Origin of the sequence: Rhodococcus sp. IEGM 1354 (assembly GCF_030056855.1) — a bacterium.
GTDB lineage: Bacteria > Actinomycetota > Actinomycetes > Mycobacteriales > Mycobacteriaceae > Rhodococcoides.
In genome coordinates this window covers 23,071-46,297 of the sequence record NZ_JASHKT010000016.1, presented here as the reverse complement: position 1 = coordinate 46,297, position 23,227 = coordinate 23,071, and the positions used below count along the sequence as shown (strand labels likewise).

General features: G+C 66.4%; 24 protein-coding genes. 3 read left to right on the top strand and 21 right to left on the bottom strand.

What is annotated here, in order from left to right; translation table 11 throughout:
- Window positions 1–74: 74 nt before the first annotated feature.
- The 7 genes from QM588_RS23525 to QM588_RS23495 all read right to left on the bottom strand — a co-directional run bounded on the left by QM588_RS23525 (window position 75) and on the right by QM588_RS23495 (window position 4,778).
- On the bottom strand, window positions 75–404 hold the full coding sequence (locus QM588_RS23525; RefSeq protein ID WP_283317006.1) for a hypothetical protein: 330 nt from the start codon (window positions 402–404) through the stop codon (window positions 75–77).
- A complete protein-coding gene (locus tag QM588_RS23520; protein WP_283317005.1) occupies window positions 401–820 on the bottom strand; it encodes a hypothetical protein in 420 nt (139 codons plus the stop codon). The genes QM588_RS23525 and QM588_RS23520 overlap by 4 nt, the downstream gene beginning before the upstream one ends.
- Window position 821: 1 nt before the next feature.
- Window positions 822–1,628 carry a methyltransferase gene (locus QM588_RS23515; RefSeq protein ID WP_283316999.1) on the bottom strand — a complete coding sequence of 269 codons (807 nt, stop codon included), beginning with the start codon at window positions 1,626–1,628 and terminating at the stop codon, window positions 822–824.
- A 30-nt stretch (window positions 1,629–1,658) separates the two neighbouring features.
- A complete protein-coding gene (locus QM588_RS23510) occupies window positions 1,659–1,880 on the bottom strand; it encodes a hypothetical protein (protein ID WP_283316997.1) in 222 nt (73 codons plus the stop codon).
- 3 nt (window positions 1,881–1,883) lie between these two features.
- Window positions 1,884–2,303, bottom strand: coding sequence for a hypothetical protein (locus QM588_RS23505; RefSeq protein ID WP_283316995.1), 420 nt, complete (start codon window positions 2,301–2,303; stop codon window positions 1,884–1,886).
- A gap of 141 nt (window positions 2,304–2,444) precedes the next feature.
- Window positions 2,445–3,821 (bottom strand): pentapeptide repeat-containing protein, encoded by a 1,377-nt coding sequence (locus QM588_RS23500; RefSeq protein ID WP_283316994.1) that lies wholly within the window; start codon window positions 3,819–3,821, stop codon window positions 2,445–2,447.
- Between the two features lie 81 nt (window positions 3,822–3,902).
- Window positions 3,903–4,778: a hypothetical protein gene (locus QM588_RS23495; RefSeq protein ID WP_048320448.1), complete on the bottom strand. Its 876-nt coding sequence runs from the start codon at window positions 4,776–4,778 to the stop codon at window positions 3,903–3,905.
- A 421-nt stretch (window positions 4,779–5,199) separates the two neighbouring features.
- Between QM588_RS23495 and QM588_RS23490 the strand changes: the two genes are divergently transcribed.
- From QM588_RS23490 to QM588_RS23480, 3 genes are all read left to right on the top strand, one after another.
- Window positions 5,200–5,580, top strand: coding sequence for a plasmid mobilization protein (locus QM588_RS23490; RefSeq protein ID WP_283316993.1), 381 nt, complete (start codon window positions 5,200–5,202; stop codon window positions 5,578–5,580).
- Between the two features lie 26 nt (window positions 5,581–5,606).
- Window positions 5,607–7,325 carry a relaxase/mobilization nuclease domain-containing protein gene (locus tag QM588_RS23485; RefSeq protein ID WP_283316992.1) on the top strand — a complete coding sequence of 573 codons (1,719 nt, stop codon included), beginning with the start codon at window positions 5,607–5,609 and terminating at the stop codon, window positions 7,323–7,325.
- A gap of 77 nt (window positions 7,326–7,402) precedes the next feature.
- Entirely contained in the window at window positions 7,403–8,467 is a 1,065-nt protein-coding gene (locus QM588_RS23480; protein WP_283316990.1) for a hypothetical protein, read from the top strand.
- Window positions 8,468–8,480: 13 nt separating this feature from the next.
- Here QM588_RS23480 and QM588_RS23475 read toward each other — a convergent pair whose 3' ends face one another.
- The 14 genes from QM588_RS23475 to QM588_RS23410 form a co-directional block, all read right to left on the bottom strand.
- Window positions 8,481–9,029: a hypothetical protein gene (locus QM588_RS23475; protein WP_283316988.1), complete on the bottom strand. Its 549-nt coding sequence runs from the start codon at window positions 9,027–9,029 to the stop codon at window positions 8,481–8,483.
- A 120-nt stretch (window positions 9,030–9,149) separates the two neighbouring features.
- The gene (locus QM588_RS23470) at window positions 9,150–10,724 is read right to left on the bottom strand and encodes a hypothetical protein (RefSeq protein ID WP_283316986.1); all 1,575 of its coding nucleotides are present in this window, start codon (window positions 10,722–10,724) and stop codon (window positions 9,150–9,152) included.
- A complete protein-coding gene (locus QM588_RS23465; protein ID WP_230678346.1) occupies window positions 10,721–11,500 on the bottom strand; it encodes a DUF4913 domain-containing protein in 780 nt (259 codons plus the stop codon). Before QM588_RS23465 ends, QM588_RS23470 begins: the two co-directional genes overlap by 4 nt.
- Entirely contained in the window at window positions 11,497–13,362 is a 1,866-nt protein-coding gene (locus tag QM588_RS23460; protein WP_283316983.1) for a type IV secretory system conjugative DNA transfer family protein, read from the bottom strand. The genes QM588_RS23465 and QM588_RS23460 overlap by 4 nt, the downstream gene beginning before the upstream one ends.
- Before the next feature lie 29 nt (window positions 13,363–13,391).
- Window positions 13,392–13,973 carry a hypothetical protein gene (locus QM588_RS23455; protein WP_048320439.1) on the bottom strand — a complete coding sequence of 194 codons (582 nt, stop codon included), beginning with the start codon at window positions 13,971–13,973 and terminating at the stop codon, window positions 13,392–13,394.
- Window positions 13,970–15,664, bottom strand: coding sequence for a peptidoglycan DD-metalloendopeptidase family protein (locus tag QM588_RS23450; protein ID WP_442972971.1), 1,695 nt, complete (start codon window positions 15,662–15,664; stop codon window positions 13,970–13,972). The genes QM588_RS23455 and QM588_RS23450 overlap by 4 nt, the downstream gene beginning before the upstream one ends.
- The gene (locus QM588_RS23445; protein WP_048320437.1) at window positions 15,664–15,981 is read right to left on the bottom strand and encodes a hypothetical protein; all 318 of its coding nucleotides are present in this window, start codon (window positions 15,979–15,981) and stop codon (window positions 15,664–15,666) included. Before QM588_RS23445 ends, QM588_RS23450 begins: the two co-directional genes overlap by 1 nt.
- A complete protein-coding gene (locus QM588_RS23440) occupies window positions 15,978–17,873 on the bottom strand; it encodes an ATP-binding protein (protein ID WP_283316979.1) in 1,896 nt (631 codons plus the stop codon). The genes QM588_RS23445 and QM588_RS23440 overlap by 4 nt, the downstream gene beginning before the upstream one ends.
- Before the next feature lie 52 nt (window positions 17,874–17,925).
- The gene (locus tag QM588_RS23435; RefSeq protein ID WP_283316977.1) at window positions 17,926–19,419 is read right to left on the bottom strand and encodes an SCO6880 family protein; all 1,494 of its coding nucleotides are present in this window, start codon (window positions 19,417–19,419) and stop codon (window positions 17,926–17,928) included.
- Window positions 19,416–20,972 (bottom strand): hypothetical protein, encoded by a 1,557-nt coding sequence (locus QM588_RS23430; protein WP_048320432.1) that lies wholly within the window; start codon window positions 20,970–20,972, stop codon window positions 19,416–19,418. The genes QM588_RS23435 and QM588_RS23430 overlap by 4 nt, the downstream gene beginning before the upstream one ends.
- Window positions 20,963–21,844 (bottom strand): hypothetical protein, encoded by an 882-nt coding sequence (locus QM588_RS23425; protein WP_053068865.1) that lies wholly within the window; start codon window positions 21,842–21,844, stop codon window positions 20,963–20,965. Before QM588_RS23425 ends, QM588_RS23430 begins: the two co-directional genes overlap by 10 nt.
- On the bottom strand, window positions 21,841–22,500 hold the full coding sequence (locus QM588_RS23420) for a hypothetical protein (RefSeq protein WP_283316972.1): 660 nt from the start codon (window positions 22,498–22,500) through the stop codon (window positions 21,841–21,843). The genes QM588_RS23425 and QM588_RS23420 overlap by 4 nt, the downstream gene beginning before the upstream one ends.
- Window positions 22,497–22,853 (bottom strand): hypothetical protein, encoded by a 357-nt coding sequence (locus tag QM588_RS23415; RefSeq protein ID WP_008720864.1) that lies wholly within the window; start codon window positions 22,851–22,853, stop codon window positions 22,497–22,499. Before QM588_RS23415 ends, QM588_RS23420 begins: the two co-directional genes overlap by 4 nt.
- Window positions 22,850–23,143, bottom strand: coding sequence for a hypothetical protein (locus QM588_RS23410; RefSeq protein WP_048320431.1), 294 nt, complete (start codon window positions 23,141–23,143; stop codon window positions 22,850–22,852). Before QM588_RS23410 ends, QM588_RS23415 begins: the two co-directional genes overlap by 4 nt.
- Window positions 23,144–23,227 lie beyond the last annotated feature (84 nt).

Here is a 23,227-nt window from a genome sequence, read left to right as displayed (position 1 = left end):
GACAGCAGAAAGCCCCGACCATCATGCGTGGTCGGGGCTTTCTCTGTCTCGCGGACCGATGCAGGTGGCGTAGGTCAGTCCTGGCGGATGGTGCGCAACAGCTGAGCGAGCGCGAGCGCGGTGACCGGATCGTCGAGCGTGGGCGCGGCCGCGACGACCAACGCGAGGTCGCCCGAGTCCTGCACCGCGTCGAGCAGGTTCAACGATGCGTCGACAGCGAAGTTCGGGCCCGAGATGTCGTTGATGATCGCCAGCAGCTCGGCGAACCGCGACCCGGTCTCCTCCGGAACGGTGCCGTGCAGCATCTCGAACGTGGCCACCGCTTCCGGTGAGCGCAGTTCGGCGAGGATCGCGAGTTCGATGTTGTCGAGGTCGGACAGGGCGGGGGAGTCGTGCGTGCTCATGGTGTGGGTCCTTCGGTCGGTGCGTCGCCTGTGGGCGGCGAGGTGGGAGGGACGAGAAACAGTCGGGCCACCGCGACTTCGGAGATCCCGAGATGGCCGGCGACGGCGGCCACCGAGTCGGTGGCCACCAACTCGGTGACCAGATCCCGATGGATCAGAGCGGCGAGGCGGTGCTGATGGGACAGGTAGGCGAGCAGCTCGGCAGTGAGCAGTGCCGCACCGGCCGGCCCGCCGTAGTCCTGCGCCCAGTCCTCGCCGTCGCGTTCGGGGGCGTACAGCAGCGAGTCCGGGGCGCTGAGAACCTTGTCGAGGATCTCCGAGGTGATCCCGCACGCCTGCAGGCGCTCGATCACACCGGGGATCTCGGCGGCGGTGCGGTACCCGACAAGGCTTAGATACCACCCGACATCGATCACGTCACTCGCCCGATTCGTCGTCGAACGACCGGCGGGTATGGCTCTCCAGTACATGCAGCTCGGCAGTGAGGCCGACCGCGCATTCGGCGTCGGCCACCGGATCGAGGGCAGCGAGGTTCGCCCGTAGTTGCGTGATCCTGGTGTAGCGGGCGACCGCTGCGGCATCGGCGTCGAAGACCTCCGCCGGGTGTTCGACGACGAGCCTGCGTTGCCCGGGCACCGTTTTCACGGTCGCCTCGCTGTGGCCACCGCTGCGAATCGTGATCTCGCGGGCGAGAGCGCCGGCGAAGATGTGCGCCGAGTGGGCGGGGAAGTCGCCGGCCACCGTGGTCGAGTCCGGCAACGGATCGGGCCGGGTCGAGCGCACGGTGACGTCGATCAGGTCGGCCGGGTCGACGCCGGGAAGCGGCTCGATCGGTGTGGCGGTCCAGACCCCGATGGCGGTGGTGACGTAGCCCGGTGGCGGTAGTTCCGCCGACCGGACACCCGGCGCGTAGGCCGACATCGACGCCAGAGCGCACGCGATCTCACCGGGTGTCCCGATGAGGCAGAGCGAGTCGTCGACGGTCTGGGTGAACGTCGCGGCGACGGTATCGACCTGTCGGAGGTCCGCGATGGTTTCTGCTTGGCTCACCGCGAACCGGGCCGCGGTCGAGGGGGAGTGGAAGTGCCCGCGGGTGTGTACGAACCCGGGGTCGCCGTGTTGGTCGAGGGTCGAGATCTCGACTTCGATCAGCGTACGAGTCGAGGGCGCGGCCGAGTGGGACTCTGTGGCCGGCGGGAGCGAGTGGGGATCTGTGGTGTCCATGATGGATGCCTTCGATTGGGGCGAGACAGGTCAGAGCGGAATGGGGTTCGGGCCCCACGATGTCCAGGCCGAGAGAGCCAGGGTGGCGGCGCACAGAAGACCGATCAGGACCAGGTTTCGACTGATGCGGTCGTCCAACGGTCCACAGACGGTTGTGTGCCGGAGCGTGAGGCCGAACCGGGCACCGGCAACTGCCGTCGTGAGAAAGGACGTCAGCGTCAGGGCGACGGTCAGCCAGTACAGAACGGCCATCGGTCAGCTCGCGTTCGCGTAGCTCTCGGACGAGTTCTGGACAGCGTCCGTGCCGCCCGAGTCGAGAGCGTCGTTCTCGTCCTTCGCCGGCGTCGATGACGGTTGGAGTCGAGGCGGCCGCGGCGACGTCTTGGCGGACGTGGTGCTGTTGGACTTTTTGCCGCCCGCGGCGGAGGTGGGGACTTTGAGTCCGGCCTTGCGGAGCTCGGAGGCGGACCAGCCACCGTCCAGCGCAGCCTTGATGGCGGCGAGTTCGGTGGCTGCGGCGGCACGTTCGGTGGCCTGTGCTTCGGCGACCTTCGTCGCGGCGAGGGTGCGTTCGTTCTGCGCGGCGACGATCGCGTCGATGAGACCGAGCCGGGCATCGAGCGCGGCCTGAGCGGCGGCGCGAACGGTGGTGGGATCGAGAGCAGTGCTGGACATGTGCGGACCTTTCGGAGACGGCGTGCAGCGCACACGCAAACCGATGCGTGGCGCTGTTATGAACGCGGTCTCGGACGGCCCGCACGGCTGCCCGATATCCACCAGTAACGCTATCGGATCGGTGGCAGATCCGCACTCGCTCTACGCGGGCTCTGGCCCGTCAGTGTCGGCATCGGCGTCGTCGGTCCATGGCCATCCGGGGAAGCGATCACGGGTGTCCGGCGCAATGCGTGGGGGAGTGCTGCCGGCCGCGCCTTCGAAGTCGACACGTCTTGTGAACGTGAAATCGACTGTCGAGAAGTCGACCGGGCCGTCGAAACGGGCGCGGGCGAAGGTGATCATGTCGTTGCCGAAGTCGACCTCGTCGAACAGCGTTGAGCTCGTTTCCGAGAAGTGGGCACCGGCGAACGAGGCCGACGCGAGGAACCTGGCACCGTAGAAGGTGGCTGATTCCTCGAACTGTGTCCCGTCAAACGTGCAGGGCACGAGCATGCCCACGTCTTTGAAGATGGCGGTTCTCAGATGTGCCGCTGAGAAACTGGCACGCCCCGTCTTCAGCCCGTGTGTGTAGAACCGAGCGTTTGTGAAGTGGACTCGTCGAAGCTCCGATGCGCTGAACGTTGTTTGTCCGATGAACTGTGCGTTCGATAGATCGAGGTCGTGGAATGTGCAGCTGGAGAAGTCGGCATCGACCAATTCGGCACCGGTGAGGTCGAATCTGCGGTCGGACCACGGCCCGTCGACGAACTCTGCGTATGAGCCAGGAGCGGGCAGTGCCGCCGCTCGGGGTCTCGTTCGTTCGGCGATGATCCGGACAGCGGTGCGCCGTACCTCGTGTTCGGCCTTAGAACCGGCTTGAACGTCCTCGACGAAGACCGGTTCGTTGTCTTCGTCGACGTCTTCTTTCATCGGGATGGTGGGTGTGCGTAGGTAGGCACAGATGACATCGATGCACGCCTGCTGTTCGCTGGGTTTGTCGATTTCACGCCAGTCGTCTGCCAGGGCTGCGAGGGCGTACAGACCGGCCAGGCGGACTGCGAATGAGCTTGAGCCGAGTTGTTCGGTTGCCGCGGTGTAGCGCTCGCGGAGAATGCGCACGGTCTCATGCTCGAATTGTTTCTGTCCCAGGACGAGTTGCTCCTGACCGAGGATCAAGGTGTCGGTGCTGACTTGGAGCGACTTCGTACTGACCTCGAGGGCCTTCGATGCGTGTGTGGTCGTTTCCCGATTGATGTCCAACGTCTCTTCGGTCGACTTCTGTCGGCGGTAGGCCAGGAACGCCGCGCCGCCCAGGCCGACGACACCGACGAGCGTCACTGCGGTGCGCGCCGAATCGAATACTTGCTGTCCGGTCGCGTCACCCAACGACCACACCCACCACTGACCGAGTTGCTGCCAGGCGAACAAGTAGAACAGGGCTCCACCGAGAAGCGCGGTTGCCGCCGCTCCGTAGACAACCCACCTGCCGAGTGGCTTAGGTATGGACGAGTTGTTCGACGGAGAGCGTTCGCTGGTCACCTTGAGATCGAACCGTGTGTCGCTGCGCGCTGTCTACAGGCGCGCCGCGTGGACGGTTCGGTTGAGCTGAATCGGTCGTCGCTACCCTTTGCCGGGGTCTCTTCGCTGCCGAAAGTACGCATCGTCCTGCAACATCCAGCGGAAGAACGCGGACAGGTCGGGAACGTCTCCGTGTGCGCCGGAAGAGCCCACCGAGTCCTGGGCCAAGGCGGTGAGAATGTATGCAAGCCACCGCGCGGGTTGGAGCGCATACATCCGGCTGTACGGGATCAGAAGCTTGTACAGCTGCTTTCGGCTCATTGCCGATGGCAGATCCGTGTGCACATCTCCGAAGACATCCTGCCGACGGACCAGTGCTCCGATACTGAGTTTCGCCATATCGTCAACCAGTAGCCGCGCCCTTGCTGCTCTTGCCTCCAGCGTCAGTCGCTGCCGGTCGCTGAGATGCGCTGCTGCTATCGGCACCATCACGTCGGCGTCCCACTGTTTTTCGGCGTCGGCCGGTGCTGCCGTGGGCGCGCCGAGGCTGTCGAGATAGTTGTATCGGCCTTTGAGTGCGAAGCCGGTAAGGATTCCGGTTATGGCCGAGGTGATGTCACCCTTGGGCCGCACGCAATCGGGGTCGGTGTTGTACCCGCGGCGGATCGACATCTCCTCGACGTGGTCGAGGAGCGTGTCGATGTTGTGCCCTCGTTTTCTCATTTCTTTCTCGCTGAGAAAGTTGCCGGTCTCGATGCGCGCGTCGATCTGAAGCGCGACCTTGGCCATCCGTTCGTATCCGATCGACAGCGAGAAGAGCGCCGTGTGGAAGGAGCCGATCCGGATCGGGTCGAGGGCTCCGAGGCCGCGTGCCCCGGAAGCCATCTGCTCCGATGCCAACGTCGCCTCTGCGGTCAGCGCGCGCCAGTGCGGGGACTTCGGTAGCGCGAGGGACGGCACGTCATCGTCATCGATCATGTGCTCATTGTCGGTGGCGCGCGCGGGCCAAGTGCGGGCGCACTTCCGAGACCAGTAGCTGGCGGTTGCCCCCAACTGTGGATCGGACTGTGTCCTCATGTGGATGTCCGAGAGTTCCCAGGCCGCTCCGCTCGATCTCAGGCACCCACAATCGGGTCCGAATCCACAACCGGGGACAACCGCTGGCCGCGCACCTGCGGCGCGCGAAATCGGAACTCGCGCCGCTCGTCCTGAGCGTCTTTTCTGGCGACCCACTCCGCAGGCTCCGCGAGCCACCAGCGTGGCCCTGGCGGAGCAAGCTATAACTTAGGTGCCCTAAGTGTGGATTTCCTGACGGAAATCTGACACGCTGATTGCGTGGTCCCCAGGTTTGGGGTCGCTGCGCTGGGCCGAAGTGAGGTGCGAACGGGAGGAGCGGGTGATGGCAGAACGCAAAGCTGGGTGGCTGCGCACCCGTCAGTCGAACGTCGTCGGCGGCCGGGAGTACCGGCACGTGGTGAAGCTGACCGCCGAGCAGGAGATGGCGGTTCAGGCGGCTGCCCGCGTGCAGGGTGTGACGGTGGCCAGGCTGTTGATCGACTCTGCTCTCAAGGCTCCGCGGTCGACTGTCTCGCGTGAGGATCTGGCCGAGTTGTTCGCCGCGACCAAGCTCATCGCGGCTCTCGGACGGAACCTGAACCAGCTCGCGAAAGTGGCGAACGCGACGGGTCAGGTGCCACCGGAAACGACGGCGGCGATTGCGGCAGTGCGGCAGGTCTTCGATCGGGTGAACCGGTTACCGCGCGATCTGGTGGGACGTTGATACCGAACATCACTCGGGGCGCGAAGATGACCGGACTGGTGGTGTATCTCGCCGGTCCGGGCAAGTCGAACGAGCACGAGAATCCGCACGTCGTCGCCGGGCACGAGAGCATCGTGTTCGCGGCCCCGGCGGGGGAGCTGTCGCACGAGGACGCCATCGCGTTGGCGGGTGAACTGGACACTGCGCGTGTGGTGTTCGGTACCGAGGTGTCGGTGACGAGTCGACGGAAGATGAACGCTGCTATCGACGACGGTGTCCCGCGATCGGTGGCGTTGGCGGACGCGACGTCGGATCAGAACGTGTGGCACTGCTCCCTCTCGCTCAACCCCGAGGAGGGTGAGCTGTCGGACGAGAAGTGGGCGACGATCGCGGCCGACTTCATGAAGGAGATGGACTTCGACGACGCGGACTCACCGCGAGCCCCGGCTCGCTGGGTCGCGATCCGTCACGGCAAGACCACAGCCGGCGGGGACCACATCCACATCGCGGCATCGGCGGTCCGCGAGGACGGAACGAAGGTCAACACCTTCAACGACTTCAAGCGTGCCCAGGCGGCGTGCAACGTCCTCGAACGGCGACACGATCTGGTTGTGCTGGCCTCGCGGGAAGCCGAGCGCGGCACGCGGGGAATCAAGCCGGCCGAAGCGGCACGAGCGCGGCGGGCAGGTGCACCGGAAACTGCTCGCGAGTCGATGGAGCGGACGGTGCGGGCCTGCGCGACCGCATCGAAGACCGAAGCCGAGTTCGTCCGCCGACTACGCGCACGCAAGCTTCTGGTGCGCCCCCGTTACGACAAGGGTTCGGCCGGCGAGGTGGTCGGCTACTCCGTGGCCACGACACCGACACCCGCCGACCGAGCAAACGGCATCAAACCTGTTTGGTACGGCGGCGGACGCCTGTCGAAAGACCTCACCCTGCCGCGGTTGCGGGACGAATGGGACCAGAGCGAGGACGCCCGTACAGCGGCTGCAGCCGAGTGGAAGGCAACACGGCGCGGGACAGCGGTCACCGTCACCGACGGGCGCGAACGCGCGCCGATCGACCCGAAGCTGGTCGCCCGTGCCGCCGACGACATCGGCAAATGGAACACCTACCTCGAGTCGATCCCGGCGACCGACACCGCGCAATGGGCACGCGCCGCCGGCCGCACCTCCGGTGTGTTCGCGGCATGGTCGGCGCGAGTGGAGACCACGCCCGGCCCCTTGGCAGCGGCGGCACGGACGCTGGCCGACTCGGCGCAGATCTCGGCGCACCAACGAGCACCGGTACCGAAGAAGACGATCTCCGCGGGCGGGGCAGCGCTGATCATGCTGCAGCTCGTCACCGACGACCCGACAGCGGCGTACATGTTGCTGCTGCAACAGCTGTCCAAGACCGTCGAGGCGATCGCCAGCGCTCACCGCGCTGCCGGTGATCTGACGCGTGCACGCGCCGTCGAGACGATGTCCGAGGTGCAACTGCACTCTGTCCAAGCGCGGTTGCGTGAGACCCAACTCGCAGGTAAGTCGGTTGCCACGATCGAGCGCCCCCGGACCCTGTCCGCGCGTGAACAACGGGCGGTGTACGCGGCCGAGATCGACGCCCGAACCGACATCTCGGACGAGATCAAACAGGTGCTCAAAGCTCGGCACGCCGACACCGTCGGCATACCGACAGGCAACAAGCGCGGGCTAGCTGACTCCCCGGACACGCCCCCCAACCGAAGACTCGACTCTCCTGAACTCCGCAACGAGAAGGAGCGCTAGGCATCCTCATGCTGGATGTCGGTGGCTGCTCGTAACGTGGAAAGCCACATACGGGGAAACCCGGACCAGGAGGGGTAATGAGCAGCAGTCAGTACCGGGGACAGCTCGATCGCAAACGCAAGTTGCGCATTGCTGCAGAGACCAAAGCCGGGGATCTCCGGTCGAAAGAGTCGAAGCATCGCGCCGACGCTGCGAGCGCACGTCTGGCCGCAGAAAAGACGACCAACGCAACGACCCGAAAGTCGAAACTCAGCAAAGCTGAGCGCGAAGACAAGCATGCACAGGCCGCGGGTAAGGATGCGTCCGCAGCGCAGTCGAAAGCATCCGGGTATCTCAGAGAGGAGTCGGCCCTCATCATCAAGGTCGCCCGGGCCGAAAAGACCGAGAGCGATGCGGCCGAACGCAAGCGAAAGCGCGAACAACAGCAGGCAGAGCGGAAGGCAGCCAGCGATCGCACTGCGATGGAAGCACGACTTTCACAGACCGAGTCCGTGGTCAGATCCGCCTTACGAGACCTGCCTGAACCGAAACCGGAAAAGCTCCGAGTGTTGATGCTCGCTGCGTCGTCAGAGGGTGATCTGAGGGTGGGTAGAGAGCAAAAACGCATCCGCGCCGCCGTCGAGTCAGCTTTACACCGGGACCATATCGAGTTCGATGTGCGCCCAGCGGCCACCGGGGCTGATCTTCTGGACGGCATCACCAAGTTTCGACCACACGTAGTGCACTTTTCCGGTCACAGCGACGATCAACTCATCGTTTTCGAGGATGAGCAAGACGAGGCTCACCCAGGCGTGGTCGTGTCGGCGCGCACGTTCGCCAAAGCCATTCAAGCGACCGACACCCCGCCGCTCCTCGTGCTCCTGAACTCCTGTAACTCAGCGGCGCAGATCGACGACCTCGTAGCCGAAGTCGTACCGTTCGCGATAGGCATGGCAGACAGTATCGACGACGTCGACGCCATCAACTACGCAGCACAGTTCTATGCCGCCATCACCAACGGTCAGTCGATCGATTCCTCGCACCTCTCCGCTCAGGTAGCACTGGAATTGGCGGGATTGGATGGGGCCGAGCTGCCCACGCTCGCGTGGGCAGACGACGTCGACCCGACTACAACTGTGTTGGTCACAGGAACGGGCATCTAGGCGACGCCCGTCGTCAGGACGACAGCAGGTCCACGCCTTCCGCGATGTACGCGTCTTTCTTCTCGGTCAGCTGCTTGCTCAGTGAGTTGAGTTCGTTGTGCCATTCTTCGTTCGTTTTCGTTCGGGTGGGTTCCGCATGTTCTGCGTCCCAGTCGTCAAGGCACTTCGAGTAGTCCCGCATCGCTTCCCGAAATGAGGTAGCGGCCGGTTCTAGGCCTCCTGGACCTGCCAGGCGTGCAGCAGATGTACTCGTGAAGTAGACCCGCCAGGCCTCGATGTATTTCTCTTTCGTAGCTTTGATTGTCGCGTCGTCGGCATCGTCGTCGAGCAGGCTTCCCCAGTGCTGCCGGATCTTCTCCGTGAGCTCGTTCGCGGCGTCGAGGAAGGCAACTTGTGAACTGAACTGCCGGTCTGTGACGGCGTGTTCTCGCTCCTGCTCCCGTTGCTTTTTCGCAGCTCGATTGGTTTGTATGTTGGCGAGCAGTGTCACTGCGCCGCCGATTGCTGCGCCCCCTCCGGCACTTATTGCCCCGATCCACCCAACCGCGATGTCCATATCCATTGGGGTACCCAAGCACGCAGCGGGACGCAATGGACCTCGAACAGCCCTTCTGACTGGGGTAGCTCAAGAAGAGCAAAGCCCCACCCCCAGGGTGGGGGCGGGGCTTTGCCGGGGCTGTGACTATCGGTCACCTTTTTCGGTACTGACTTCGACACCGGCGCTGCGGTCACCCTTGCGGGCCTTCGGCGATGAAGACGCGCCTGCGACAGGAGCGCCGATCGGGTGGGCGTTGTCGCGATCAGCGGCGAGCCGGGCGGCGATCGCATCCGGATCGACGCCGGCAGCTGTCAGCGTCGCCGACAGCGCGTCGCGGCGTTCCTTCGAGTCGTACTTGAACGGGACCGCAGGCGGCGCTAACGCGGATATGACATCGACGTGGGGACGTCCTGCGGCCGTCCATTCCCCGATCAGTTCCGTTCTGGCAGTGAGATAGTCCTCCCGGTTCGCCGACGCCTCGCTCTGCGCGAACTGAGCTGCAAGTGCGGGCGCGTGGTCTGCAGCCCATCCTTTCGACTGTGCTACCTCCCAGCCAGTGATGATGGTCTCGCGTGCAGCGTCCTGTCGGCGGCCGACCGTGTCGACGTAGCGTTCAGCGTCGCGCGGAACAGCCTGCTTGGCCCACTCCAACGCGTCCGCGAATTCCTGCTGTTCGCGGGGAGAGGGTGCGGGCTCTTGCGCGCGCTGCGCGGTGGCCTCGCTCGTCTGGCGTCGGGTGGCCGACTTGTCGATCGCGTCTGCCTGCGCGATCGCAGCGGCGGCGTCGACTCGCTCTCGGGTGCCTTTGTCGTCGGCGCGTTCCTTGTCGCGTTCGGCGGTGACAGTGCTGATGCGGGCTGCGAGGTCGTCCGGTAGGCCGGCGAACGGTCGGGCGTCGATGCCGTAGCGGCGAGAGATCTGATCTTGCATGTGGGCGATGCCGTAGGCGCTGCCGTTGTGGATGAACTGGTCGTGGATTTCCGCGATCTGGTGCTCCGCGGCCATCTCCCACCACCAGTCCTCGTAGGCGAGATACAGCGGTGGGATAGGGCGGTTCAATCCGGCGGCGTCGGAGTCGGTGCAGAAGTACTCGGGCGTCCAGTCGCCAGTTTCTTTGTCCCGGGCGAGGTAGACCGCCCAGTGAGCGGGTGCGGCGTCGATGGTCTCTCGATCGACGTTCTCACCGCTGGCTTGCCGGAGGTCCCAGGTGGGAATGAATCCTCGGCCGGCGGGACGGTCCTCGACGACGGTGAAGCCGCGCTCGGTGAACGGCTCGGATGCCTTCTCGCGGGCGATGCGTTCGTTCATGACCGCCTCGACCTTGTCCGCGACGGCTGCTCTGTCGACGCCAAGCTTGCTGGTGTCGATTCCGTGCCGCTGCGCTAGTTGCTCGTCGAGGTGGGTGAGAGTGTCGGCGGCGAGCGGTGATTGGTCCTTCCAGACGTACGCGGTGCGGTAGGTGTTCGCGAGGATCTCCGGGTTTGCGGCAGTCCACCAGCGCGGAGAATGAACCGGACGTAGTTGCGCCTCAGCGGAGGCACGTTCGGCACGTAGTCGAGCGGTGAGGGCGGCAGCGCGTTGCTCGCTGTCCTGTTGCGCCTGGCGGAGTCGGTTCTCGCGTCGACGCGCGATGTCTTGTCCGGCGAGCATGGCGACCTGCAGGGTGGTGCGGAGGGCCCGGGCGAGGTCGTCGGTGAGGGCGTCGGTGGGGTGAGTCATCGGTGTTCGTCTCCTTCGGATGCGGCGGGTACGAGCTCAGGTGCGGGCGCGGCGGTACGCGGATCTGCGGGTGTTCCGAACAGGGCCGGGTCAGGTGGATCGGCGGGCAGCGGCGGCAGGGACGTCTTGTGTCCGTGTTTGACGCTGCAGGCGGAGAACGGGCCTTGCGGGTCGAACAGCTTGCTCATGTGGTGGTCGGCGTGATCTCTCCACCACACGCTCATCCCGGTGTTCGGGTCTTGCCTCAGGTGCTCCCATGCGCGCCAGAGAGCGTCGAGACGGCGGTACGCCTCACCGTGCGCCCACCACTGCGGGCACCATTTCCTGCTGTTGCCGTCGACCACCTCGCGGCGATAGTGCGGCCGGATCATCTCGTCGACGAAGTCGAGCAGGGTCTCGTACACCGGCTTTGCTTCGGCGTTGTCGGCGTCCGCTTCGGCTCGACGTGCTGCTTCCTCGAGGTGCGCCGCCAGTGCGCGTGCCGTGGCGGTCTGCATCCGTTCGTACAGCTCGGGTGTCAGGGCCTCCTCGAACTGCGCCTCCGCGATCGTGGCGAGTTCTTTGCTGATGCGTCTGTTCACGCTGTGCTCGACCAACGCTTGCAGGCTCGGTGGCAGCTCATCTACCGACGCGTATTCCGTTGCGTCGCCGTCTGTCTCGTTGCCTGGACCGAACGGCGGGGCTTCCTCGAACGCGGGAAGGTCGTCGTAGGGCGGGGGTTCGTTGGGCGGCGGGATCTCGCTCAGCGGATCGAAGTCGGGATCGTCCTCGCTCATAGCGGCGTGGCTTCGGTTCCGCTGAACTCGGGTGTCTTGTCGAGTCGGACGGTGCCGGCTCGGTCGTCGGCGGCGGCCTTGTCGGCTCGCTCCTGCGCAGCGGCTACGGCGTCGGCGTACGGGCCGTTGCTCCACTGCACCGTCTTGATCAACACCGGAAGGTTGCCCGACGACCGGACCAGGGCGCGGCCGCGGGGGAGTGCTTCGAGGGCGTCTTCGGTCAGGGTGCGCACCTTGGTGCGCTGCCGCGATTGCGATCCACCGCCGCGTCCGGACGAGACCGATCCGGACAGTTCGTAATGATCGCCCACGGCGGTGGACATGTTGCGCAGGAACGGTCCGTCGTCGACGGCGACACCGCCGCCGTAGACCTTCACGTTCGCGGCCGACCACAGCGCTTTCATGCCGTCCTCGCCCCAGCATCGCACCCCCTGCGACCACGACTGCAGGATGGACATGATGATGATGCCGCGCGAGCCGAAGTGGCTGTAGAGGCCGGGAAGCTCCTGCCAGCGAACGACATTGGCGACCTCGTCGAGGGCGAACAGGACCGGAGTCCGCAGACGCCCGCCCTCGATCTCGCTGGCGTAGTCGAGGATCTCGTCACACACCGCGACGGTGAGTGCGGTGACCAAAGGTCCGACCGATCCGACGCCTTCCTTCGACAGGCTGTACAGGGTGTCGGCCTTCGACCGCGCGAACGTGGCGGGGTCGAACTCGGGCCGGGTGTCGCCCGGTCCGGTCCGCTCGATCCAGGGGTGGACCGAGCTGAGCTTGAGGCAGTTGATCATTTTCTTGGCAGTGGTGAACACGCCGCTGCGTTGCTTCGGGGTGGCGTTGTAGTGGGCGGAGAGGCCGTCTGCCATCAGGGAGTAGCCGCCCTCGCGGAGCAGCTGGATCGGTTCGAGGTTCTGCTCGTCGGTCACCCACCGGTACACCTGGGTTATTCCATAGCGGGAGGTCGCGGCGGCGAGGATCAGCGATGCCAACAGGTCCTCGCCCTCGGGGTCGAAGAACGAATCCTTGCTCGCAGCTTGCCCGTCCGGGCCGACGGCGAACTGCTTGGCCAGCGCCGCGGCTTTGCGTTCGTGCACCGACACGTCCGTGAATACATCGTCGACGTCGTCGGTCGCGGCCGTGGTCGCGGTCTCCGATCGCACCCAGGACAGTGGATCCCAGAACCACGTCGGGGGTTCGTGCGCCACCCTCTGGGGATCGAAGACGCGGATGGTGCCGACCTCGGCGCGGTATGCGCGGGTGATGTCGACGACGTCGCGCTTGTTACTGGTGGTCAGCACAGACCCGATCGCGGCGAGGATCGCCGGAACGACCCGGGAGGTGGTCTTACCGGTACGCGGACCCCAGATGTCGACGTGCGTGGACTCTATGTCGGCGTACAGCCTGGCGTTCGTTCCGACCATGACCCCGAGCGGCACCCCGGGTGGGCAACCTTTCTCGATGGAGGTTCCGAGCCTGTCTGCTGCTGCGCGGCATGACTTTTCGGTCAACGACCGGACATCCTTGATAGAGGCGAGATATTTGGCGGCGTCGTCGACGCGGCTGCGGCCGGCCCTGCGACGGGCGAGGCCGACCGTCACCGCCCCGAGCAACACCAGCAGCAGGAAGGTGAAAAACACTGCGACGATGGTGGCACCGGTCGGCCACACCAGATCACCGGTGTAGAGCTGGGAGACGACGTCGGCAGGGTTGGCCGGCACATTCTGTTCGGTATCGGACAGAGCGCTACCCAGATGCAGAGAGATCGACGCTCCTCCTCCGACGAGTACTGCAGCACTGGCAATTCCGCCGAGCAGCCACGTGGCGGCGGTGTCGTTCGTGGGATCTTTGACGTCGTTGTTCACGCTGGCTCTCCTAGAGTGGGTGTGGTGGATCAGGTTGTGCGGTAACGGAAGTCGGACAGTTTCCACCCGTTTGGGGTGGTGATGACGGTTGCCCGCCACGGTTCGGTGGGTCGCTGTGTCGAGGAGCCGTCAGCGTGGAGGACGCGTTGCCGGCATTCGAGGTCGACGATGACCGTGCGCATTCCGGCCGGCGGGGCGGTGGCACCCTCGACGGGCCAGCAGGTGGCGGTGAGGGAATCTTTCGAGCGGGCCCAGGCGTCCCACTCCTTGTCTGGACGTAGCTCGGTTGTGCTCTGTGGTGCATCGAGGGTGTCGATCAGGGGGGTGGTGATCCACGGCCGGGCGCGGGCGAGCGCGTCGGCCTTGCTGCCGTCGACAGCGGGTTGCCAGGACAGAATGGCGTTCATCGCTGTCGTCGCGGCACCGGGGGCGTCGAGGCCGGAGGGGTCGAGTGGGTCGATCTGGACGTGGGCGTCGGTGCCTTCGGGGATCGGATCGGGATCGGGTGATCCACCGCAGCCCGCGACAGCGAGTACCGCGGCGATGGCCGCAGCGAGCAGGAGTCGTCGACGATGGACCAGTGCGGTGCGAGCGTGGGTGTGGGCGTTCATGAGTTCTGCTTCCTGTACTTGGCTTCACCGGCGATGATCTTGTCGGCGTACGGGCGGGTCTGAACGACGTAATCGGTGGAACCGGTGGGGAATCCGCCCGAGGACAGCACGGCTCCCTCGCCGGCGTTGTAGCCGGCGAGATACAGCTCGGTCGGACCGTTCGGCGCGTCCACACGTCCGTCCGCGATCCCGGCATCGATGGCCTTGGCGATATCGCACATGTACTGGCCCTGGGCCATGACCGCGTCCCCGATGGAGTTGACGTCGACCCGTCCGTCGCCGTCGTAGTCCTTGCCGTAGCTGGCCCAGGTGCCCGGCATGAACTGCGCGGGCCCACCGGCACCGGTGGAAGACACGGGAGCGTTTGCGCCGTAGGCGAAGCCGTTCTCGGCGTCGAGCTGAGCGGCGAGGAGCGAGGGCTTGATCTGCGGGCAGATCCCGCCTGCTTTGCGGATCCACTGCTCGAACTCGGGTGGGACCGATCCGTCGGCGAGATCTTCACCGAGGCCTCCGCCGGCGACGGTGCAGCCCGGGCTCGTGGCCGCAGCGTTCGACCCCGCCCCGCCGCCGGGTAGCTGTCCCCAGACCGCGGCCGCGTCGTCGAAGCCGGAGGCGGCGACGGTGATGTGGACGTGGTTCATATGGTTCTCGTTGTCCGAGCCGCGGTCCTCCATCAGCGAGGGCTCCTGGCCGGGGAAATGGATGGTCTGACGCCAGATCGCGTACTCGAGGTGGAAGAAGTCCGCGTTGGCCATGACGTAATCGAGGACCTCGTTGCCGAGCGCGACGCCTTCGCCCGAGGAGTAGTTCGGGATCATCGCGTCGACGGCGCGGCCCTCGGGGTGATCGGCGGCCGCTCCGCCGTTTGCTCGCCACCCGCCGAGCGAGTCCAGCCGGTCCCCGAACTTCATGGCCAGGGCGCGCATCAGCCGCTTGGTGCCGACCTGCAAGTTCGCTTCCGAGCCCATCGACGCCGGTGTCGGGGCCGAAAGGTCACCGCCACCGGCGGTAGCGCCGGCCAGCTGGTCGACCGGGCCAGCAGGAGCAGCCGGTGCCGGACTCGGCGCAGCGGGAGCCTGACCCGGTGCGGGAGCGGCTTCGTACTGGGCGAGGGGGTCGATGGCCTGCCCGCCGGCGTGGCCACCGTCCCAGATCTCGAAATGCAGGTGCGGGCCGGTCGACTCACCCCGGTTACCGAGGGTGGCGATGAGCTGCCCGGCGCGCACGGGTTGGCCGGCGGCGACGGTGAAGGTGTCGATGTGGCCGTAGACGGTGGAGATGGTCTTGCCGTCGATGACGTGGTCGAGCACGACCCACTGCCCGAAGCCGGACGCGTTCCCGGCGGCGTTGACCGTGCCGTCGGCGGCGGCGTAGATAGGGGTTCCGATCGGTCCGGCGAGGTCGATGCCTTGATGCTGGGCACCCCAGCGAGTACCGAAACCGCTGGTGAACGTCACTTGGGTGGGGTCGACGGGTTTGATGAACGAGCCGGGCGCGGCAAGGAGGTTGCCCGGCGTCTGTCCGGTCGCTCTGCTGCCGGGCATGCAATCGAGTGCCCCGATCGCGGCCTGGTCCTCTTCGTCCTGAGCGAGGAAGGCCATCATCACGACCAGGCTCATCATCACCGCCACGACGGCCGCGAGCACACCCATCACGGCCGACGAGGAAGAGGAAGAGGACGACGACGCCATCAGCTGGTCGCCGTCCCGAACATCGACCCGCTGGTGCGCCCGGCGGCGAGCCGGTGGTTGAGCTCGGCGGCGGCTTCGAGGGCGCGGCGCAGCTCGAGGACCTGCTCGAAATCGGCACGCGGACGCCGACCGGAGTCGTTCACCCAACCGCGGACCGTCGTTTCGGCGACGTCGAGGTGTTGGGCGACGACCTTGCAGGCCGCCGTGAACGATGTTCCCTTCTCGATCGCGTCGCAGACGGTGCCGATGGCGGCGTCGCGGGTGGCGTCGTCGACGATCCGGTACTTGCGGCGTTCACTGCCACCGAACGCGGTCATCGGGTCACCGCCGCGCGTCGCTGCTCTTCGGCGGCCGCGTCGAGCCGCTCATCGGTGTCGTGGATTCCCGACTTCTTCTCGGCCGGGGTGACCCACACCCGGAACGGGACACCGGGGCGGCCGCCTTCACCGAGCTTGAGCAGGAAGTGCCCCATCCCGGAGGGTGGTTGTTTGACCGCTTCGAGTGGTTCGGCGATGCGGTCGGTGGCCTGCGTCTGGAAGTGCGCGTCCTGTTGCGGGTCGACGGCGTCGCAGTACCGCGCTTCGCTGTCCTGGTGCACCCATTCCGGTGTCTGGGTGCCGGCGAGGTAGAGCAGCGACCGTGAGCAGTGCTTGCAGCGAATCCGTGCCGCGGTCATCGCGGTCGCGGCCGAACCCAGGTCGGCCGAGTCCGACCAGTTGGTGAGCATCGTCTTCTCCCGCTCGGAGAACTGCATGACCTCCGAGAGGCGGGCGACTTCGCTGCGGGGGATGGGGCCGATGATGCGGGCGCGGGAGCGTTCGAAGAATCCTGAGGCACCGACTTTTTCGAGGTCGGCTACCGAGTGGGTGACCGCGATGACGCCGACGCCTTTGGTGCGCTGCAGGCGTTGGACGCCGTCGAGGCGGTCGACCATCGTCGGACCGCACGAGAGGACCTGCCAGAGCTCGTCCATGAGGATCGAGAAGGCCAGGTGTGGTCCGTTGCCGCTGGTGGCGCGTAGGTGCGCGGCGTCGACGGCGGCGAAGCACTCCGACCAGCCCGAGACGAGTACGGCGGCACGCATCAGGGAGTCACCTTCGGGGACGGCGGACATGTCCAGGCAGGTCGAGGGGTTGTCGATGTCGATCCGGACGGTGGTGTTCGAGTCGAACGTTTCTCCGAACCGGCCTTTGGTGAGCGCGCGCAGGGTCCGGAGCAGTGGTTTGACCTGCCCGCGGTATTCCTCGGCGCTGTCCGCGACGACGTCGTTCTGTAGTTCCTCGGGGCAGCTGTCGACGAGGTCGAGTAGGTCCGACAGGCGTGCGGGCCGCTCGACGTCGTGTCCGCGGCCGCCGTCGGAGACGGGTGTGTAGAGCAGGCGGATTCCGGAGTCGATGACCGCTTCTTCGTAGTCCTGCAACGGACTTCGGCGGACGATCTCGCACAGTGCCAGCACGAGGTTGACCTGACGGAAGTGCAGCGCGAACTCGTAGCGGCGTCGCAGGTCCGGGTCGATGGTGACGTACCGGACCAGAGCGACTCCGATCGGGCCGGGATCGAGGGGATTCAACGAGCCTGTGCCGTAACCGACTTCGTTGACGCCGGTGGTGCAGACCGCTTCGGTGAGCTTGCGGCCGTCGGGCTTGACGTCGCCGGGCCACATCACCCGGATACCGGCGGCGATGTCTCCCAACGCGATACGGCGCAGCAGGGTCGACTTTCCGAATCCGTTGAGCGCGATGATGATGCACGCCGGCGCGGTGATCGCGCCGCGTTCCTTCGCAGCGAGCGGCGAGAAGCCGACCGGAGCGCCGGTCGACAGGTGCGGTCCGAGGATCGGTCCGAGGATCGGTGCGGAGGCACCGAAGATCCACGGATACAGCCCCGCGACCTGCTTGGTGGTGCCGCGGTACTCGACCGGCGGCAACACGATGGCCATGCGGCCGCTGCTCGAGCCTTTGAATCCGCGTGCGTCGGATTCGGTGAACCGCGCGGTGTCGGTGCCGTCACCGAGCAGGGCCAGGTCGCGGTCCCGGTTGCGACGATGGTTCGCGTCACGGTTGAGGCGGGCACGCAGCCAGAAGGCGGTGATACCGGTCGCGGCCGCGCAACGCCTCTCGAGCGCGGCACGCTCCTCGTCGGACATGACTTTGTATTTGTCGACGCGGGTCGATGCGGGCTTGGGTGGGCGGGCGTGGGTGGTGGGCACCGGGGTGGTCCTCTCGATCGGTCGACGACGCAGCAGTGGTGGTGGGTGTGGATCAGCCGTCGGCCAGGCGCGGCAGGGAGGTGTGTTCGGGTGCGGAAACCCCGACACCGAGGCCGACTGCGAATGCCGAGTCTTGCCAGTAGTTGCTGCGCCGCACCGACAGCAGCGCTTGGACCGAGACGTCGCGCAGGATGGCATCGATGCGGGGCACGTCGGTGGTCTCGGCGGGGCCGGTGACGGTGATCAGGACCGCGAACCGGGTCATGCCGTGCCCGAGGGACTGTTCCCTTTGGGCGAGGGTGGCGGCGCGTTCGTCGTTGACGTCGTCCATGTTGTCCAGGCCGGTGCGTCCGGATCGGCGGGCGCGGGCGTTGCGGTAGTCGCTGGCCGCGACGTCGGCGGCCTCGCCGGCGGGGTGAACGCGGTAGATGATCGTCACCCGCTTGTGCGGCAGTTCGGAGTGCGGGCGGATCAGGCGCTCGAGGACGCGTTCTGTGACAGCGCGTTTCGGTGCGGCCCGCATTTCCCAGGTCACCGACACTGCGCCGTCGTGCAGGTAGCGATCGCGTTTACGGAACGCCGTGCGTGGCCCGCAGTCCGCCCAGTTCAAGCCGGTGCCCTGACCGGAGTAGAGAGCGGCTTCGACGGCTTCGAGGGCAGCGGGATCGTACGAGCGGCGCACCGTTCCGGCGACCTCGTCGGCGGTCATGGGGGTGCAGATGACCCCGGCAGCGGCTGCGGCGGCGGTGATTTCGGGGAGGCGACGAGCGATCTCGACGGCCTGCTCGGCGGGGTCCTTGCGACGCTCGTCGGTCTGGGCCTCGAACGTGATCGCCAGGCGCGCGGCCATCCGGACGCCGCCTTTGGCGGTGCCGGTGGCTGTTTCGTACATCGACTGCCGCGCGAGCTCGGGGGCATCGCGGCGCACCCGGCCCCGCACGGTCTCCATCAGAACCGTGCCGGTGTCGGGAACGGTTTCGAGTACCGCTGCCACCAACGGGATGTCGGAAACGTCGCCGAATGCGGTGAGCTGCTGTCCCCAGTTGTTCACCGCGCGGTCGAGGTGCTCCTGGTCGAAGTTCTCTCCGCCTTGCGGCTCGGCAGCGAGCTCGACGGTGTAGATGTTCTTGTCGGGCATGTGGATCATCGAGAACGTGCGGCCGGCGGAGTCGATGGCCTCGTAGAGGTCCGTACCGGCGAGAACACCCGGTAGCCGCAGCATTCCGCCGGGCACCTTCGAGAAGGCCCCGGAAGCGTAGGTGTCTTCACCGCGACGGCTCGAGGTCAGAGCCGAACGCCAGCCGGAGAATCGGCGGTGCCCGCTCTGCCCGTCCTTGTTCATCACCATCGGCACGAGCACCACCGCTCCGGCTGCGACGACCAGACCCGAGGCCATCAACGACCGCGTGAACAGGTACGTGGCGATCATGGCCACGGCCACGCCCATACCGATGATGGTCACTGCGAAGCTCACACCGAACGCGCCGCCCGAACGCGGCAATCTCCACGCGCCGTACGTCGTCGGGCCTTTGCTGGCCTCACTCATATCTGGAATCCCCTGTCATCGTTGCTGTTCCCCACGGTGCGGTCGGCCGCGCCGTCGACGCCGGACCCGAACGAATCCGGGGCCGATCCACCCCCGGCGGCCGGTCCACCGGCGTCGGTGGCCCGACCGGCTGTCTCTGCGCCGGAATCGCCTGCACCTGCGCCGCTGGGCATCGATCCACCGCCGCCTCCACCGTCCGATCCGCCGCTGCTCGGCCCCGAGCTGTCACTTCCGCCGCCGCCTCCGCCGGAGGGGCCGACACCGAAGGACGCCGGAACCGATCCGGACGAGCTCGACGGAGCCCATCCCTCCACTGCGCCGCCGCCGGCCGCACCGCCCGCTGCGCCTCCGGCGGCACCCGCGCCTGCGCTGGCACCTCCGGTAGCGGCCATGCCGCCGATCTGGACAGCGGCACCGGTGAGAGCAGCTGCGGCCGCGAGACCGCCTGCACCGCCGGAGGTTTCAGGAAGCAGTAGCTTCATCAGCGACGGCAACACCAATGCGGTGCAGGCCAGCAGGAGTGCTCCGACGACGGCGGTCATGATCCCGCCGTCGGCTTCCTGCGAGGGGGCCGACTGGGCGAAGAGCATGGCCGAGATCCCGATGACGAACGCGCCGACCGGCTTGAAGAGCAGGAACGCCAGCGTCCAGGCGATCAAGCGGTCGTACGCTCCCGCACCGATCCGCGTTCCACCCGCGGCCGCGACGATCGGCAGGAACGCCGAGACGACCACGAGCATGCCCATGCGCATGATGAGCAGAAACGCCATCAGCAGACCGCCGAGGATGCCGATCAGCCCGATGACGAACAGCATCGCGACGCCGCCCGATCCGGTGAACACCGTGATCCGCACCATCGCCTCGACGAGCTTGGCGGGATCGTCCCCGACGGTGGAGGTGATGAACCAGCTACTGACCCCATCCGATATCCGGGTGCCGATCACCACGAAGAAGCCGATGGAACCGGAAATGATCGTGGCGCGGGCGAGTTGGCGGAAGCCTTCCTCCGAGACCTGCCGAATTGCTCCCGATCGGGCGAGGGCGAGCTTGCCGCCGAGCAGGATGATCGAGACGATGAGGAACGCCAGCTGGATGTCGTAGGTGTAGCCGCCGACAGTGGACAGAACGCTCTGGAATGCCTGTTCGTTCTGGCCGGGTATCTCGATCCACCAGCCCAGAGCGAATTTCAGGGCCGCGCCGCCGGCCTCACCGAAGCTCAGACCGGCCTTCTCGAATGCGCCTTCGGCGACGTTCTTGACGGCGTTGATCGGTGCTGCCGCGACGTCACCTACCGCGTCGAGGCAGCTCGGCGCACCGTCGGTCACGCCCGTCGCATTTGCGATCTCACTGGCTATGGCGACGCCGAGCCCGACGGCGTTCGAGCACGTCGAGGCTGTGGCGGCGTTCTCGACGAATGACGGGTCATCCGGCGGCGGGTCCTGTGCGGCCGCGATGCCGGCGTTACCCGCGACCAGCGCGAAAACAGCAACGAACATGAGCGTGGAGCGCAGCAGGTAAGTCAGAAGCGTTCGGGGCTTGTGGGTTACCACCATGTCAGCCACCCCGGCTCGAATGGCGTCTGGTCGGCGGTACCGCCGACGGTCGATCCCTGGGGGGAGTTCAGCGGTCGGACCTGGATGACCCATCCACGGTCCTCGCGCCAGATGAAGTCCGAGAACACGCGCCGGTACTGGGGGGAGCCGTCCTTGAGAGTGGCGGTGTAGCCGAACGAGACGCGGGTGAGGGCGTCGGTGTAGTTCAATTTCAAGGAGGGCAGGGCAACGTATGCGGAGCCGTCCGCGACGGACCCGAGAACGCCGGTGGCGTTGTAGCGCTTGGCTTCCGCGATGGTGCCGGTCGGATCGTCGGCCTGACCCGACGCTGCGATCATGTCGATGCGGTCGTTTCCGCCGGTGAAGTAGGCGATGTAGTGCGCCGCAGCCAACGCCGCACCCTGAGGGGTGTGGCCGAATCCTGTCGCCACACCGGAGGAATCGATGGCAGTGGGTCCATCGGAGGTGGAGAACGGCAGGACCATGTTGCCGTGCACCCGCTGGAGCATCACACCCTCTGGAGCGGTCTCGGGCGTGCGTCCGGCAGGTGGGGTCTTCTGCTCGAGGATGACGCCGTTCGGGTCTTTCGGGACGTAGACGACCCGGTCGAGGGAATCGAATTCGGGATCGGGCTCGAACAATCCGGCAGTGTCCTGCGGGGTCACCTGTGCCGCGGTGCCGCCGTCGTCGAGGGGGACTAGTGGGGTGTCCTGGTCGCGGGAGAGGACCACCAGGCTCACGGCGAGGCCGGCGAGCATGATGACCACCACCATCCCGACGCCGATCCAGCCGACGGTGCCGATGCGCTTGCCTTCCGGCTCGGTCGGTTCTGTTGCAGGCGTCGGGTTTTCGTCGTAGTGCGGTTCGGTCATGGTCTGGTTCCTTCCAGGTCGACGATGTCGTCGGGAAGGGTAGCCAGATCCTCGACCGGGTTGGTGTCGCTGACCGGGAGGGTGAGCTTCCAGTCATTGCCGGACCAGGTCACCGGGGTCAGGGTCGAGGCCAGCGAGTCGTCGGGGAAGCGCTGGACGATCGAGACGTCGGCTGCGTCGGCCGAGTACTCCTCGATCGTGTAGCCGACGATCTCGGGGGCGACGGAGGGATCGATGCCGCTGGTGGAGATCAACGCTCGGTTGCCGGCCCACAGGTCGCGGCCAGGGCCGGGAACGGTTACAGCGGGCAGGATTTCCGCCCAACGTCCGTCGACGGCGGTGGCGAGCTGGACCGATTGGTCGATCGCGGCCAGCGCTGCCCCTTGGGGGGTCTGGGTGTAGCCGGTGAACGGTGCCCCGGGGGACGAGGTCGGACCGTCGACTGAGCCGAGTGGTACCGCAATGCTCCCTGCTGTGGTCCAGGAGGCGATATCGGGTGCCCGGTGGATGTCGATGCTCGGTGCTGCGGGAGCATCGCTCTGCGGTTCCGTCTCGTCGTTGCTGCAACCGGCCAGTAGGAGGCCGACCGTGATCGCGGTGGCCGCACCTACGGTCAGGTATCGACGGCCCGTGCGGGGGTGAGTGGCGATGGTCATTGTCCGCCTTCCAGAGGTGGGTTGATGCGTTCGATGTCGTCGACGACGGTGGGGCTCGGCTGGGGATCGTTCGAGACGGTGCCGGTCGCGTCCAGTAAGGCCGCGGCGATACCGCCGGCGGCGACGGCGGCGAGTATCCAGCCGATGACTGCGGCGAAGAACTCGGCCGAGACAGGCGATTCGACACCGGGGGTGTGCTGGTGATCCCACGCCATGCGGGCACCGACGAAGATGATCTTTCCTACGCAGGCCACCGCGACGAGCCCGAGCATCCACCCGAGGGCGGTGTTGATGTTCTCGACGACATCGGCGGGCATGGCCAGGACAGTCCCGCCGTCGGTGGCCCCGGTCATCCGCCGGCGACTGCGTTGAGGATGGCGTTGGCGCTACCGGCGACGATCGCGCCGACCAGAGCGCCGAGCAGGATCTTCGGGGCTTGGATCGATCCCTGGTTCCACTTCTCCCAGGCCATTTTTCCGCCCGAGAACACGATCGCGGCCATGCAGGCCAGCAGCACTCCCCACAGCAGCCAGTTCAACAGTTTGAGCAGTCCGTTCGCGCCGGGCGGGAGTTCGGCGGTGACGTTGAATTCGATGGCCTGGACCGAGAAGTCCTGCACGGCCTGTGCGGTTGCGAGAATCATGGGCGATCATCGAGCCTTTCGTGTCGTGTTCGGTGAAGCGGTGAAGCGGTGAAGCGGTGAACATCGGTCGCATCAGTACTGCGG